Raw genomic sequence first — 15,655 nt, 5'->3', positions numbered from 1 at the left:
CCGGAAGGATTTCCGGTCCCGCCGACCGGCCGGCCCGCCGCGCGAATCAGTTAGACTCGCCGCGGGCCATCTTCCGGAGAGACACCTTGCAGAGCAGCGCCGGCGCGCGCGCATTCCAGAATGCGCGATTGCAGAAGAAATTGAAAAAGCAGGCGGACGCCGTCATCTCTGCCGCGGCAAGCTCCTATGGCCAGGGCAGGTATGCGGAGACCGAGGCGCTCTGCCGCCAGATCGTGCAAGCCGTTCCGGATCATTTCGACGCCACGCACCTGCTCGGCCTGTCTGTGCAACAGGGCGGGCGCCTGGAAGAGGCGCAACAGCTGCTCGAGCGCGCGATCGCGATCGATCCGCGTTCGCACGAGGCCCACAACAATCTCGCGGCCGTGTACGTCGTTCTTCAGAAATTCGAGGCCGCTCGCGCCTGTCAGGAGAAGGCGATCGCGCTGAAGCCGAATTTCACGCCGGCCCTGACCGGCCTCGGCAATACCTTGCTCAACATGAACCTGCCCGAGCAGGCGATCGAGATGTACGATCGCGCGATCAGGCTAAAGCCTGACTATGCCGACGCGTTCTGCAACCGTGGCCTGGCCGAGCTTGCGCTGCGCCAGCTTGATCGCGCCAGGCAAAGTTTCGAGCGGGCGCTGCTGTTTCAGCCGCGAAACGTGGAGGCGCTCGTCGGCAAAGGTTTGGTCAATATCGAGCTCAAGAACTTCGACGAGGCAAAGGGCGCGCTCGAGGCGGCGCTCGCGATCAGGCCAGGTTCGGCGAAGATCCTGGCGAACCGCGGACGGCTAAATTTTGAGATGTCGAGGTTGGAACAGGCGGCTGCGGATTTTGACGCAGCCCTTGCGATTTCGCCCAAGCTCGAGGTGGCCTTGCAGGGGAAGGCGCAAGTCTCGCTCGCCGTGGGAAATACGGCGCAGGCGATCCTGGCCTGCACCACGTTGCTGGAGGAAAATCCGCGCTCCGCGAGCGCGATGGCGCTGATGAGTGCTTGTTTTGCAAACCAGGGAGAGATCGCACCGGCGATCGAATTGCTGGATGCCGCGCTGGCCATTGTGACGGATGCCAGCCTGATCGGGCGGAAGATCTTTTTCCTGGACTATCTCTCCGAGACGCCGATTTCGCTGTTCAGCAGGCCGTCCGAACGCAGTGGTGGGACGCAATCGGCGTCAAATTGGCGCAAAGGAAGCTCGCGCCCCGGCAGTTCGATCCCGACAGGAGGATCGTGATCGGCTATGTCGCTGCCGAGTTCTGGTTCCACTCGGCAGGGTTCACGCTGTTGCCGGTGCTCGCTCATCACGATCATAGCAAATTCGAAATCGTCTGCTATTCGTGCTCACCGGTACGAGATGAAGTGACCGCCAAATTCGAGTCGCTGGCGGACGTCTGGGTCGAGGCCGGGCGGCTCTCGGACGATCAATTGGCCGATCGCATCGAGGCCGACAAGGTCGATATCCTGATCGACGTGTCCGGACACACGACCGGCAATAGGCTCCCTGTCTTTGCGCGGAAGCCGGCCCCCATCCAGGTCTCTGGATTCGGACACGCGACCGGCACTGGCCTTCGGACCATGGACTATGTGCTCGCGGATCCGGTCTTCATTCCGCAATCGGCCCGCCATCTGTTGGCCGAGAAGGTCCATGATCTGCCCTGCCTGATCACGATCGATCCGATCCTGGATGTGCCGCCCTCGGAGCTTCCGATGCTCCGCAATGGCTACGTGACCTTCGGCGTGTTCAACCGGATTTACAAGATTTCGGATGAGGCGATCCGCGTTTGGTCGCGCGTCATGCGTGAGGTGACCGGGTCGAAAATCATCATCAAGCATACTATGCTTGACGATCCCTTGGTGCGCGACCGCCTGATCGCGCGGTTCGTGGCGCATGGCGTCGCCGAAGCAAACATCACTTGCCTGGGCTCGAGCCCGCGCGCCGAGCATCTGCGGGCCTTTGCCAATGTCGATATTTCGCTCGACACGTTCCCGCAAAATGGCGGCGTCAGCACCTGGGAATCCCTCTATGCGGGCGTTCCGGTCGTCGCCAAGCTCGGTAAAGGTGCCTCCTCGCGCGCCGGTGCCTCCATCGTGGCGGCCGTCGGTCTTGTCGACTGGGTTGCCGATGACGACGCGGGCTATGCCGCGATCGCGTGCAAATTTGCGGCGCAGCCCGCTCATCTGGCGAAGTTGCGCGCGGATTTGCCGGCTCAGATCGCGGCCTCGCCCGCCGGCAATGTCGAGATCTACACGCGCGAGGTCGAAGCGGGTTATCGCCAGTTCTGGCGCGACTATTGTGCGGTTGCCTCGGAACGCGGCGAGGTGGCGTGAACCAGCCGAACCGCGACGATCAAACGAAGGGCGGCTTGATGTTGCTGCGCTTCTCCAGCCATTCCGGCACCGGAAGGTTCTTGGCGCGCATGAAGTCCGCATTGAACAGTTTTGACTGATAGCGGCTGCCGGAATCGCAGAGCACGGTGACGATGGTCTTGCCGGGGCCGAGCTGCTTGGCGAGGCGTATCGCGCCGGCGATGTTGATGCCGGTCGAGCCGCCGAGGCACAGGCCCTCGTGCTGGAGCAGGTCGTAGATTTCCGTGACGGCGTCAGTGTCGGGAATGAGATAGGTGTCATCGACCTTCGCGCTCTCGACGATCGCGGTCGCCCGGTTGAGGCCGATACCTTCGGTGATCGAACCGCCCGGCGTCGCCTTGGCTTCGCCGGTCCTGAAATACTCGAACATCCCGGCACCATGCGGGTCGGCGCAGGCGATCCGGACGTTCTTGTTCTTTTCCTTCAGAAGGCGGCTGACGCCGGCGAGCGTGCCGCCGCTGCCGACCGAGCAGACGAACCCGTCGACCTTGCCGCCGGTCTGCTCCCAGATCTCCGGCCCCGTGGACTCGTAATGCGCTTTCGCATTGTCGAGATTGTTCCACTGGTCGGCGAACAGCACGCCGTTAGGCTCGGTCTTGCGCAGCTCGTCGGCGAGCCGGCGGCCGACATGCTGGTAGTTGTTGGGATTGGCGTAAGGAAGCGCCGGCACCTCGATCAGCTCGGCGCCGCACAGCTTGAGAAAGTCCTTCTTCTCCTGGCTCTGCGTCTCCGGGATCACGATCAGCGTGCGATAGCCGCGCGCACTCGCCACGACCGCGAGCCCGATGCCGGTATTGCCGGCGGTCGCTTCCACCACGAGGCCGCCGGGCTTGAGCTCGCCGCGCTTCTCGGCCTCCAAGATCATCCACTTGCCGGCGCGGTCCTTCACCGACTGGCCGGGATTCATGAATTCGGCCTTGCCCAGAATGGTGCAGCCGGTCGCCTCCGAGGCGCGTTTGAGCTTGATCAGCGGGGTGTTGCCAATGGCTTCGACAACGTCGTTTCGAATGGTCATGTCAGGGGGAAATCACTGGCAAGGGGTTGATCAGGTTGGCCAGAACCTAGTGCCTGGGAGGCCAAAGGGGAAGGCTTTTGCGCTGCGGCGAAACGGGTGGAAGTGCCCCTCCGGGCAACCATATTTCGGGGGAAGATGAGCGCGGGCGATCCTGAGCTGCGGCGCCGGATTTCGGTGGAATGATTTGTCCGACAACTGTCAGGGCATGGAAGATAATGGTCGTCGCGATCAACCTTGGCGCCCAATCTCCGCCGGGGCGAGATGGCGGACGACACGTCTGCACAACAGCTGCATATTCCTTCTCGATCACTGCCGGCTTCGTGACGATGGCCCGCCGCGGTTTGAGGTGGAGCCAAAGCCGCATAAAGCTTGTTGCCGACCAATGCTCCGCCGGATCAAACGGATCCGTGTGGGTGTGGCGCCAATATCACATGAAATCTTGGTAAGCTTGAATCCGCTTCGCGATGGCGGAAAAATACGAGAAGTCTTTGCAAGACAGCCATATCTTGCACTTTCATGGCGCGGATATCCGCGCATCCGGGTCGCCATCTCGCACCTGCGGGACTGTCCCGCTGTTCCGCGCCCGGCTAGTATGAAGCTCAAAGTTCCGCTGAAAGCATCACCGTTGTGATCGAGCTACACGAAGCCCCCCGACTGTCCGGCCGCGAATCGGTTAATCCGGCTGCGCGGTGGCGGCTCGGTCTGCCCGGCGGGGGGTGGAAGTGACACAGCATGTTCTGGCGACCGTCATGCGGCGGTCTCTAGGTTCTGCGTCCCGGACGCGTCGTGCGGCGCGCTGGCTTGCCGTGCTGTGCCTCGCCGCCGGTTCAGGCGGTTGCGTGCTGACGCAGGATCTTCCGGATCCCGCGCTCGATGTTCCCACGCAGTACAAATACGCCGGGAAGGGGGATACGCCGCCGTCGCTGGATTGGTGGCGCGGCTTCCGTTCCGCCGAGCTGACGCAGCTGATGGAGGAGGCGCAGACCGTCAACCTCGACATCGCCGCCGCCGTCTCGCGCATCGTCCAGGCGGACGCCCAGGCGCGGCAGGCGGGCGCCGCGCTGCTGCCGAGCGTGTCGACCGGCGGATCGGAAACCTATTCACGCACCTCGGGCTCGTCATCCTCGGGTCTCACCAACGGCGGCCGCGAGGTCGTCAATTATTCGGCTTCGCTGAGCGCGAGCTACCAGCTCGATTTCTGGGGCCAGAATCGCGACGCACTCCAGACCGCGGAGGAGACAGCGAACGCCAACCGTTTCGATCGTGACGTCGTCGCGCTCACGACGCTGGCGAGTGTCGCCAACGCCTATTTCCAGGTGCTGACCTCGCAGGATCGCCTCAGGACCTCCCAGCGCAACATCGCGAGCGCGCAACGCATCCTCGATGCCGTCAAGGAGCGTCGCAAGGCCGGCACCGGCACCGATCTCGACGTTGCCCAGCAGGAGAGCGTGGTCGCCAACCAGAAGGCGCTGGTGCCGCCGCTGCGCCAGACGCTCGACCAGAACGTCAACGCGCTCGCCGTGCTGGTCTCGCGCCCGCCCGAGAGCGTGCGCGTGCTCGGCGGCTCCCTGGACCGGATCGCGATCCCGCGCGTGACGCCCGGCCTGCCGTCGGAGCTGCTGACGCAGCGGCCGGACATCCGCCGGCAGGAGGCGCAGCTCGCCTCGGCGACCGCGAACATCGGCAATGCCCGCGCGCAGTTCTTTCCGACCATCCAGCTCACCGGCAATGGCGGCTATCAGAGCTCGGCGCTGGTGTCGCTGTTCCAGCCGCATGCGGCCTTCTTCCAGCTGGTCGGCAGTGCCACCCAGCCGATCTTCGACGGCGGCAAGATCCTCGGCAATTTCGAATTTGCCAAGGCGCGGCAGGACGAACTGCTCCAGACCTACCGCAAGACCATCGTCCAGGCCTTCGCCGACGTCGACAATGCGCTGTTCTCGATCAAGCAGACTACGATCAAGCTGCAATTGCAGCGCGATGTCGTCACCGCCTCGCGGCGCGCGTTCGATCTGTCGGAGCAGCAATTGCGCGCCGGCACCGCCGATATCGTGACCGTGCTCAACACCCAGCTGACCCTGTTCCAGGCGGAAGACGCGCTGTCGCAGGCCCAACTCGCACGGCTTCTCGCCATCGTCAGCCTGTATCAGGCGCTCGGCGGCGGCTGGGAACCGAGGATGGAGAAACCGGTCAATGCTCTTTAAGCCGGATAAGAAGGTTGACGCGAAGGCGGGGACGGTGAGGAAATCGTCGCGCGGCGGCTTCATCCTGACTCTGGTCACGCTCGCGATCCTCGGCGGCCTCGGCTATCTCGGCTGGACCGTGTGGCATCAGCAGCCGCAGCAGGCGAACGGCCGCAACCAGCGCCCCGATCTGCCGGTGCCGGTGCTGGCGGCAACGCCCCGCATCCAGGACGTCCCGGTCTATCTCGACGGCGTCGGCGCGATCCGCGCGCTCAACACCGTTACCGTGCGCTCGCAGGTCGACGGCAAGCTGATCGCGGTCAATTTCACCGAAGGCCAGGACGTCAAGAAGGGCGACGTGGTCGGCGAGATCGATCCCGCGCTCTATCAGGCGACGTACGATCAGGCGGTCGCCAAGAAGGCGCAGGACCAGGCCCAGCTCGCCAACCAGCGCATTGACCTCACCCGCTATGAGCAGCTCGCCGCCTCCAACGCCGGCTCCAAGCAGCAGGCCGATACGCAGCGCGCGCTGGTCGCCCAGACCGAGGCGCTGGTGAAGGCCGACCAGGCCGCGATCGACAATGCGGCGGCGACGCTGAGCTATACCAAGATCGTTGCGCCGATCTCGGGGCGCGCCGGCCTGCGCCAGGTCGACCAGGGCAACATCATCCACGCCGCCGACACCACCGGCCTCGTCGTCATCACGCAATTGCAGCCGATCGCGGTGTGGTTCAGCCTGCCGCAGCAGCAGATCATGCGGGTCAATGCGGCCGCCGCCAAGGGCGCGCTCGCAGTCGACGTGTTCGGCAATGACGGCGTCACCGTGATCGACACCGGCAAGCTGACCGGCATCGACAACCAGGTCGACCAGACCACCGGCACGCTCAGGCTGAAGGCTGAGTTCCCCAACGCCAATTACCAGCTCTGGCCGGGCCAGTTCGTCAATGTCCGCCTCAAGGTCGAGACCTTGATGCAGGCGCTGGTCGTCCCGACATCGGCGGTCCAGCGCGGTCCGATCGGCACCTTCAGCTATGTCATCGGCGAAGACAACGTCGTCTCGGCCAAGCCCGTGACGGTGACCCAGCAGAACGAGCATGACGCCGTCATCGCCAGCGGCCTGTCGGCGAACGACCGCGTCGTGACGACAGGCTTTGCCAATCTGTCCGATGGCTCAAAGGTCGTCGTCGGACGCGACGACCAGACGCCGTCGGCCGACCTCGCGCCGCGCAAGCGCTCGCGCGGGCCGGACGCTCAGAAAAAGGATGGCGCCAAGGACGGCCAAAAGGACGGCGAGCCCCGCGCCAAGCGGAGCAGCAGCGAAGGCGACCAGAAGGGACAGACCGGGCCGGCACCGGGACCCGGGGCAACGGGAAGTGGAGCCAAGCAGCCATGATCCCGACAACAGCCGCCTGAGCGGCAGGCGCATCCCATGGGTGTCTCCGAACCCTTCATCCGCCGTCCCATCGCGACCTCGCTGCTCGGCATCGCGCTCCTGATCGGCGGGCTGCTGGGCTATTTCTCGCTCCCGGTCTCGGCGCTGCCGCAGGTCGACTTCCCGACCGTGCAGGTGACGACGCAGCTGCCGGGCGCCAGCCCCGACGTGATCGCCTCGCTGATTACCGCGCCGCTGGAGCGGCAGCTCGGCCAGATCCCGTCGCTGTCGGCGATGAACTCGACGAGCTCGTTCGGCGTCAGCCAGATCTCGCTCCAGTTCGACCTCAACCGCGACATCGACGGCGCGACCCAGGACGTCCAGGCCGCGATCAACGCCGCAGCCGGCGTGCTGCCCAAGACGCTGCCTTATCCGCCGACCTACGCCAAGGTGAACCCGGCGGATGCGCCAGTCATGACGCTGGCGCTGCGTTCGGACACGATCTCGCTGCGGGCGATGAGCGACATCGCCGATACGCTTCTGGCGCAACGGCTGAGCCAGATCTCCGGCGTCGGGCGCGTTTCCGTGCTCGGCGGGCTGAAGCCGGCCGTGCGCATCCAGGCGGATCTGGCGCGGCTGGCGGCCTATGGCATCGCCATGGAAGATCTGCGCACCGCGATCGCCAATGCCAACGTCTCGGGCCCGAAGGGCTCGCTCGACGGCGCGCAGCAATCCTACATCATCGCCGCCAACGACCAGATCGCCGCCGCCGAGGCCTACAAGCCTGTCATCATCGCCTATCGCAACGGCTCGCCGGTCACGATCGCCGACGTCGCGCAGATCGTCGATGGCCTGGAGAACGACCGCACCGGCGGCTGGTACCAGGGCACGCCGGCCGTCATCATCGACATCCAGCGCCAACCCGGCGCCAACGTCATCGACGTCGTCAGCCAGATCCGCGCCGAAATCCCGAAGGTCCAGCGCGCGATCCCGGCCGGCGTGAACCTCACCATCGTCTCCGACCGCACCGTCACCATCCGCGCCTCGGTGCGCGACGTGCAGTTCACGCTGATCCTCAGCGTCGTGCTGGTGACGCTGGTGGTGCTGCTGTTCCTGCGCTCGCTCAGGGCCACGCTGATCGCGGGCGTGGCGTTGCCGCTGTCGCTGATCACGAGCTTCGGCATCATGTATTTTGCCGGCTTCAGCCTCGACAATCTGTCGCTGATGGCGCTTACGATCGGCACCGGCTTCGTGGTCGACGACGCCATCGTGATGATCGAGAACATCGTCCGCCACATGGAGAATGGCGACGGGCCGATGGAGGCCTCGCTGAAGGGCGCCAGCGAAATCGGCTTCACGGTGATCTCGCTGACGGTGTCGCTGATCGCGGTGTTCATCCCGCTTCTGTTCATGTCGGGCCTCGTCGGGCGCATGTTCCGCGAATTCGCGCTGACGCTGACGATCGCGGTCGTGACCTCGGCCGTGGTCTCGCTGACGCTGACGCCGATGATGTGCTCGCGGCTGCTGAGGCACGCCCACGAGGAACTGGCGGTGCCGGGCCTCGCTGCGATCAGCCGCTTCATCGACCGCACCGTCGAGTTCTATCACCGCACGCTGCTCTGGGTTCTGGAGCGCCAGCGCGCCACGCTGGTCGTGACCTTCGCCACGCTGATCGCAACCCTCGTCCTCTACGTCGTGGCGCCAAAGGGCTTCCTGCCGCTTCAGGACACCGCCTCGATCACGGCGGTGACGGAGGCCGGACCCGACGTCTCGTTCGCGGAGATGCAGAAGCGGCAGGCCGAGGCCGCCGACGCCATCAAGGCCGACCCCGACGTGGTCGGCGTCGTCTCGGTGATCGGCGCCGGCTCGGTCAATCCGACCACCAATGTCGGCCGCCTCGTCATGACCTTGAAACCGCGCGGCGAGCGGCGTGACGACGTCAGCGTGGTCGTGACCCGGCTGAAGCAGAGGGTGTCGGGCATCCCCGGCATGACCGTCTATTTCCAGCCGGTGCAGGACGTGCAGATCTCGACCCAGTCGAGCCGCTCGCAATACCAGTACACGCTGACCGGCACCGATGCGGCGCTGGTGTCGGAATGGGCGCGCAAGCTGGTTGCGGAGATGCGGCGCGATCCCTTGTTCCGCGACGTCTCCTCGGAGGCGCAGGAGGGCGGCCTGCGGGCGCAGCTCGATGTGGATCGAACGCGGGCGGGCCAGCTCGGCGTGAGCCTGCAAGGCATCACCGACACGCTGAACGATGCCTTCGCCCAGCGGCAGATCTCGACCATCTACGGCCAGGCCAACCAGTACCGCGTCGTGCTGGAGGCGCTGCCGATGTACCAGCGCGATCCCTCGATCCTGTCAAAGCTCTATCTGCCGGGCGCCGCGAGCGCCATCGTCGGCGCGCCCAACGCCCAGGTGCCGCTGTCGGCGGTGGCGACGCTGAAGCGCACCACGGCGCCGCTGGCGATCTCGCACCAGGCGCAATTCCCGGCGATCTCGCTCAGCTTCAACCTCGCGCCGGGCGCAGCCCTCGGCGATGCCGTCGAAGCGGTGAAGACGATCGAGACCCGCATCGAAATGCCCAACAGCATCGTCGGGGTCTATGCCGGCGATGCCGCCGAATTCGCCAAGGCGCTCGCCGGCCAGCCCTGGCTGCTGCTCGCCGCCGTCATCACGATCTACATCGTGCTCGGCGTGCTCTACGAGAGCTACATCCACCCGATCACCATCCTGTCGACGCTGCCCTCGGCCGGCGTCGGCGCGATCCTGGCGCTGGTCCTGTGCGGACAGGATCTCTCGGTGATCGGCCTGATCGGCATCATCCTGTTGATGGGCATCGTCAAGAAGAACGCGATCATGATGATCGACTTCGCGCTCGAGGCCGAGCGCGGGCAGGGGATGTCGCCCAACGAGGCGATCGTGCAGGCGTGTCTCTTGCGTTTCCGCCCGATCATGATGACGACGCTGGCCGCGCTGTTCGGCGCGCTGCCGCTGGCGATCGAGAGCGGCACCGGCGCCGAGCTGCGCTTTCCGCTCGGCATCTCCATCATCGGCGGCCTGCTGCTGAGCCAGCTCCTGACGCTGTACACCACGCCCGTGATCTACCTGGCGCTCGACCGCATCAACCGCCGCCTCGAGCAGGCGCTGCCGCCGGCCGAATCCGGCGGCCCACCGGTCGCGGGCGCGACCGAGGGGATGCAGTGATGGCATCGATCTCGGAGCCCTTCATCCGCCGCCCGGTCGCGACCACGCTGCTGTCGATCGGGTTGTTCCTGCTGGGTGTCGTCGCCTACGAGTTCCTGCCCGTCGCCTCGGTCCCGAACGTCGACTTCCCCGCCATCTTCGTCTCGGCCAGCCGGCCCGGCGCCGACCCTTCCGTGATGGCGGCGACTGTGGCCTCGCCGCTGGAGCGGCGGTTAGGTGAGATATCAGGCATCAACCAGATCACCTCGACGTCGTCGCTCGGCGTCACCAACATCCAGCTCCAGTTCGACATCGGCCGCAACATCGACAAGGCCGCGCGCGACGTGCAGGCCGCGATCAACGCCTCGTTGGTGGACCTGCCGAGCGATCTGCCGACCCTCCCGCGCTTCCGGAAAGCGAACACGGCCGGCGCGCCCGTCTTCGTGCTGGCGCTGACCTCGAAGACACTGTCGGCGAGCGCGATCTACGACGTCGCCGATACGGTGCTGGCGCAGCGCATCTCGCAGGTGCCGGGGGTCGGCGACGTGACGGTCAGCGGCGCCGACCAGCCGGCCGTGCGGGTGCAGCTGAACCCCGTCGCGCTGTCGAACGCCGGCATCGCCACCGACGACGTGCGGACCGCAATCGTCAACGCCAATCCGCTTGGTCCCGTCGGCATCTTCAACGGCGAGCGCCAGAGCGAGACGCTGTCGCTGAACAAGCAGATGCGCACCGCGAAAGAGTTCCGCGACATCGTCATCAAGAGCTCCAACGGCAATTTCGTCCGGCTTTCCGACGTCGCCGAAATCGAGGACTCCGTTCGCAACGCCCGCTCGATCGCCTGGTTCAACAAGCAGCCGGCGGTGCTGATCCAGATCACCAAGCAAGGCGATGCCAACGTCATCGACACCGTCGACCGCGTGAAGGCGCTGATCCCCGAGCTGAAGCAATGGATTCCGGCCGGCGTGGACATTTCCACCCTGGTCGATCGCACCAGCACGATCCGCGCCAGCGTCCTCGACATGCAGTGGACCCTGCTGGCAACCGCCATCCTCGTGATGCTCGTCGTGTTCGTGTTCCTGCGGCGGATGACGCCGACGATCGCGGCCGGCATCTCGGTGCCGCTGGCGCTGGCCGGCACCTGCGCCGGGATGTGGGTCGCGGGCTTCTCGATCGACAATCTGTCTCTGATGGCGCTCGCCATCTCCGTCGGCTTCGTGGTCGACGACGCCATCGTCATGATCGAGAACATGTTCCGCAATCTCGAGCACGGCATGCGGCCGTTCCAGGCGGCGCTGGAGGGGGCCAAGCAGATCGGCTTCACCGTGGTGTCGATCAGCCTGTCACTGATCGCCGCCTTCACCCCGCTGATCTTCATGGACGGCATCGTCGGCCGCCTGCTGCGCGAATTCTCGCTGACGCTCACCTTCGCGATCCTGGTCTCGACGCTGGTGTCGCTGACCGTGACGCCGATGATCTGCGCCCATTACATCCGGCAGACCACCTCCGGCACGGCGACGCTGTTCGATCGCCTGATCGAGGGCTCGCTGTCGCGCATCGTCGCCTTCTACACCCGCACCCTGCGCACCGTGCTGGAATTCCCGCTGCTGACGCTGCTGGTGTTCTTCGCCACCATCGGTCTCACGGTGACGCTCTACATCAAGGTCCCCAAGGGTTATTTCCCGACCGACGATTCCGGCTTCGTCATCGGCGCGACGCGCGCCTCGGCCGACATCTCGTTCCAGTCGATGCTCGGCCTCCAGCAGCGGCTCGCCGACATCGTGATGCAGGATCCGGCCGTAGCCGGCATCGGCTCGACCGTCGGCAGTGGAGGCGGGGGTCCGGGGGCGGCAACCTCGAACCGCGGCACCATGTTCATCAGCCTGAAGCCGCCGGAGGAGCGCGACCACGTCTCGACACAGGTCGTGATCGACCGTCTCAGGCGCGCGCTGTTCCCGGTGCCCGGCATCCGCCTCTTCATGTTCGCCGCCCAGGACGTGCGCGCCGGCGGACGGCAGAGCGATTCCGACTACCAGTACACGCTCTCCTCGACCGATCTCGACCTGTTACAGAAATGGGCGCCGATCGTCGCCAAGCGCATGGAGAGCGTCGAAGGCATCACCGACATTTCCAGCGATCGCGATCCCGGCGGGCTTCAGCTGACGCTCAGCATCGACCGCCAGAAGGCCTCGGCGCTCGGCGTCAAGGTTCAGGACATCGACAACGCGCTGAACAACGCGTTCTCGCAGCGGCAGATCTCGATCATCTACACGCAGCGCAACCAGTACATGACCGTGCTGGAGATCGACCCGAAATTCCAGGTCGATCCTTCCAACCTCGATCGCATCTATGTCGCCGGCGCCGGCGACGTGCAGGTGCCGCTGTCGGCCGTGGTGCGCGCGACGCGCGGCCTTGCCGCGCTCGCGGTCTATCATTCGCAGTCGTTCCCTTCGACCACGGTGTCGTTCAACCTGCTGCCGGACGTGCCGCTCCAGGCGGCGACGCAGAACATCCAGCGGGCGGTCGAGGAGCTGCATATGCCGGAAGGTATCCGCGGCAGTTTTGACGGCAATGCCGGCGATTTTGCCAGGACCAGCGGCCGCCAGCCGCTGCTGATCCTCGGCGCGCTGGTGGCGATGTATATCGTGTTAGGGGTGCTCTATGAGAGCCTCGCCCATCCGCTCACGATCATCTCGACGCTGCCCTCGGCCGGCCTCGGCGCGCTGCTGGCCCTGCAGATCACCAACACGCCGCTGACGGTGATCGCCTTCGTCGGCATCATCCTCCTGATCGGCATCGTCAAGAAGAACGGCATCATGATGGTGGACTTCGCGCTCGATGCCGAGCGCCGGCGCGGCCTGTCCTCGGCGGAGGCGATCTTCGAGGCCTGCCAGGCCCGATTCCGTCCCATCCTGATGACGACGATGGCGGCGCTGTTCGCCGGCATTCCGCTGGTCGTCGCAACCGGGCCCGGCACCGAGCTCCGCCGTCCGCTCGGCATCACCATCATCGGCGGCCTGTTCGTCTCGCAGATCCTGACGCTCTACACCACGCCCGTGATCTACCTGCTGATCGACCGCCTGCGGCGGCGAACAGGGCGGCGTCCGCTGCCCGCACCGGCGGAATAGGTTGTTGAACCGCCGTGCAAAGCGTATAGCGGCGGCCATGTCGAACCCCACCGCCGCTGCGCCGGCCGACCCGATCCCCGAATGCCCGCACTGCCAGAAGCCGATGCCGCTGTGCATCTGCGACAGTGTCGCGCCCATTGAAAATCGCCTCGGCCTCCTGATCCTCCAGCATCCGCAGGAGCAGGACAGGGCGCTCGGTACCGCGCGGTTGACTGCGAAGCACTTCCCCAATGCCGTGGTGCGCGTCGGCCTGTCCTGGCCGAGCCTGTCCAAGGCGCTCGGGCAGCCGGTCGAGAATGCCTCCCACTGGGCCGTGCTCTATCTTGGCTCGGCCCGCGCGGCCGATCTCGAAGCCGAGGCCGAGATCGTCGCGCTCAACCGCAAGGGCGAGGTCGCGGACAATCAGCGCGCGATCCTCGGCAAGCTCGAAGGCGTCGTGCTGCTCGACGGCACCTGGAGCCAGGCCAAGGCGCTGTGGTGGCGCAATCCGTGGATGCTCAAATGCCAGCGCGTGATCCTCAACCCGTCGCGCCCCTCGCGCTACGGGCGCCTGCGCAAGGAGCCGCGCAAGGACGGGCTGTCGACCATCGAAGCGGCTGCTGCGATCCTGGCAGGCCTAGAGCGGCGCCCCGACATCGCCGAGACGCTGCATGCGAGCTTCGAGCGGATGCTGACGCGCTATCGCGAGGTGCAGGCGGAGATGCCTGAACTGGCGCCGAAGCCGGTGGTCAAGGACCGCCGGCGCGGTGTCCGGCGGGGCAAGCGAGCCTGACTTCGGCCTACGTCATCCGCGCGATCCTGCTGGTTCGCCGCTGCCGGCGCGACCGAGGAGATTCTCGGCCGATATCTCGCTGGCGCGAAGGCTTAGCCGCCCGGTCGGGGTTGCCTAAGCCATTGATCCCCTATATTGGTCCGCCCTTACGGGGCCACGTGGCGGAGTGGTTACGCAACGGTCTGCAAAACCGTGTACACCAGTTCAATTCTGGTCGTGGCCTCCATCACAAGCTTCTGATTTTTCAGCCAAAAAATCAAATTCGGCGCAGGTTCCACCGATGCCGCTCGCCGTCGGCTGCCGGGGTGAGGCGGGACGCTGCCACCGGGTTTGCCCGGGGCTTGGCGGAAACCAGCGATTCAGGCCCGATGGCATAGACTTCGCATCTGCGAAGTGATGCGTCACGAACCCTGAAAGCTGGAGAGCACGTGAGCGACGTCGTTCGATTTGTCCCGAAATCCGAGCTGGAGCGGGCCCGCCTCATCCGCGAGGCCCGTGCGATCTATGACAGCATCTTTCCGCCGGCCGCACCCGACCGGGTGCCGCAGGACGGCGAGGAGCGCGTCAAGAATTGATCGTGGCCGCGCCGGGTCCCGGCGCATGGCGATGCCAAACCGCCCAATAGGCGGGCGCATCCGTTCCCGGTGAAGGTGGCCTCAGCAGGCCGCGTACCAGCCGTCCGGGAACGGCAGCATGGGCCAGGCGCCCTCATTGTCATTGGCGGCTTTGGGCGTTGCGTCGAAGCTCCACGAGCGGGGCACGAATTCCTCCTCCGGCGCGGGCGCAAGATCGTCATGGACCATGGCGTCGCGGACGGCATCCAGCAGCAAGTTGAATTCGGCTTCGCTCATCGCACCCTCCGGAACGCGGATGGCGCAATGTCGCAAAGCCGGTTTGTTTCCCGATTGAGCCGATCGTTCGCATTTTAGCGATCCGGCGATCAGGTCCCGTATGGTTAGCGATTCCTGAAAATCCCCGCGGGAACTTAGGCGTCCCGGGCTGGCTGCCCGTGTGAAAGGGATCACATTCTCCGCGATTTATTTCTCCTACCCCTGCACACACCGGCCAACGCGGGCCGGGCAGACAGGAGACTTCGTCATGAAGGCAAGGTTCTTGCGGTTTGCGGGTGTGAAGAGCCGGGCGCGACACGCCTCCACGGTCGGACTGTTCCTGACGCTGTTTGCCTCCGCGGCTCACGCGCAGCAGGGAACGCCCGAGCAGCGCCGGGCCTGCACCCCCGACGTCTACCGGCTCTGCGCCGGCGAGATCCCCAATGTCCGCGCCATCACGGCCTGCCTGCGCCGTAACCGGTCAAGCTTGAGCGAGGCTTGCCGTTCCGTGTTCGATCAGGCCGGCGGCTGACATAGCGGGTCTGTGAGTTTGTGCGCAGCAAGTGGCTCGTGCGGCCTCGCGAATCCGGCATAGTCACCCTGTGGATATGCTGCGGACAGGCTGTGGAGGGGCGGTGATCTGCTTCGGATATTGCACGCAGATACGTCCGTAGCGCATCAAATCCCTGTCAAATGACCCAATCGAATGGTTCCCTGATCGTGCAGACCCCTGCATGATACGAGATCATTTGGTTCCGCCGAATTCGGAATATCGATTCACCGCGCGCAAAGCCTGCGAACAGTTTT

At 65.4% G+C, this 15,655-nt stretch carries 9 protein-coding genes, 1 tRNA gene and 1 pseudogene; 9 read left to right on the top strand and 2 right to left on the bottom strand.

Going from position 1 to position 15,655, the window contains the following annotated elements; genetic code table 11:
- The first annotated feature begins 86 nt into the window (after positions 1-86).
- Positions 87-2,326, top strand: a pseudogene (locus ACFLEY_RS24115) (tetratricopeptide repeat protein).
- Between the two features lie 19 nt (positions 2,327-2,345).
- On the opposite strand, the gene ACFLEY_RS24110 reads toward ACFLEY_RS24115, so the two are convergent.
- Complete coding sequence (locus ACFLEY_RS24110; protein WP_060912267.1) at positions 2,346-3,380, bottom strand: cysteine synthase A; 1,035 nt, start codon at positions 3,378-3,380, stop codon at positions 2,346-2,348.
- 749 nt (positions 3,381-4,129) lie between these two features.
- Here ACFLEY_RS24110 and ACFLEY_RS24105 point away from each other — a divergent pair.
- The 7 genes from ACFLEY_RS24105 (at position 4,130) to ACFLEY_RS24075 (ending at position 14,593) form a co-directional block, all read left to right on the top strand.
- Positions 4,130-5,581 carry an efflux transporter outer membrane subunit gene (locus ACFLEY_RS24105; RefSeq protein WP_249162784.1) on the top strand — a complete coding sequence of 484 codons (1,452 nt, stop codon included), beginning with the start codon at positions 4,130-4,132 and terminating at the stop codon, positions 5,579-5,581.
- Positions 5,571-6,953, top strand: a complete 1,383-nt coding sequence (locus ACFLEY_RS24100) for an efflux RND transporter periplasmic adaptor subunit (RefSeq protein ID WP_028174088.1) — start codon at positions 5,571-5,573, stop codon at positions 6,951-6,953. The genes ACFLEY_RS24105 and ACFLEY_RS24100 overlap by 11 nt, the downstream gene beginning before the upstream one ends.
- A gap of 36 nt (positions 6,954-6,989) precedes the next feature.
- Complete coding sequence (locus tag ACFLEY_RS24095; protein ID WP_060912266.1) at positions 6,990-10,139, top strand: efflux RND transporter permease subunit; 3,150 nt, start codon at positions 6,990-6,992, stop codon at positions 10,137-10,139.
- Entirely contained in the window at positions 10,139-13,246 is a 3,108-nt protein-coding gene (locus tag ACFLEY_RS24090; RefSeq protein WP_060912265.1) for an efflux RND transporter permease subunit, read from the top strand. The genes ACFLEY_RS24095 and ACFLEY_RS24090 overlap by 1 nt, the downstream gene beginning before the upstream one ends.
- A 37-nt stretch (positions 13,247-13,283) precedes the next feature.
- Positions 13,284-14,018: a tRNA-uridine aminocarboxypropyltransferase gene (locus tag ACFLEY_RS24085; protein ID WP_028174085.1), complete on the top strand. Its 735-nt coding sequence runs from the start codon at positions 13,284-13,286 to the stop codon at positions 14,016-14,018.
- Between the two features lie 152 nt (positions 14,019-14,170).
- Positions 14,171-14,244 (top strand) — tRNA-Cys (locus ACFLEY_RS24080).
- 202 nt (positions 14,245-14,446) lie between these two features.
- Entirely contained in the window at positions 14,447-14,593 is a 147-nt protein-coding gene (locus ACFLEY_RS24075; RefSeq protein ID WP_165448159.1) for a hypothetical protein, read from the top strand.
- An 81-nt stretch (positions 14,594-14,674) separates the two neighbouring features.
- On the opposite strand, the gene ACFLEY_RS24070 is transcribed toward ACFLEY_RS24075, so the two are convergent.
- The gene (locus ACFLEY_RS24070; protein ID WP_060912264.1) at positions 14,675-14,869 is read right to left on the bottom strand and encodes a hypothetical protein; all 195 of its coding nucleotides are present in this window, start codon (positions 14,867-14,869) and stop codon (positions 14,675-14,677) included.
- Between the two features lie 247 nt (positions 14,870-15,116).
- Here ACFLEY_RS24070 and ACFLEY_RS24065 point away from each other — a divergent pair, with 247 nt between their 5' ends.
- The gene (locus ACFLEY_RS24065; RefSeq protein ID WP_060912263.1) at positions 15,117-15,380 is read left to right on the top strand and encodes a hypothetical protein; all 264 of its coding nucleotides are present in this window, start codon (positions 15,117-15,119) and stop codon (positions 15,378-15,380) included.
- Positions 15,381-15,655 lie beyond the last annotated feature (275 nt).

The sequence above is a fragment of the Bradyrhizobium sp. YCK136 genome (assembly GCF_044570075.1).
In the GTDB taxonomy this organism is placed as follows: domain Bacteria; phylum Pseudomonadota; class Alphaproteobacteria; order Rhizobiales; family Xanthobacteraceae; genus Bradyrhizobium; species Bradyrhizobium diazoefficiens.
Note: the sequence above shows the minus strand (reverse complement) of the source record. Positions and strands in the feature narration are given on the sequence as shown.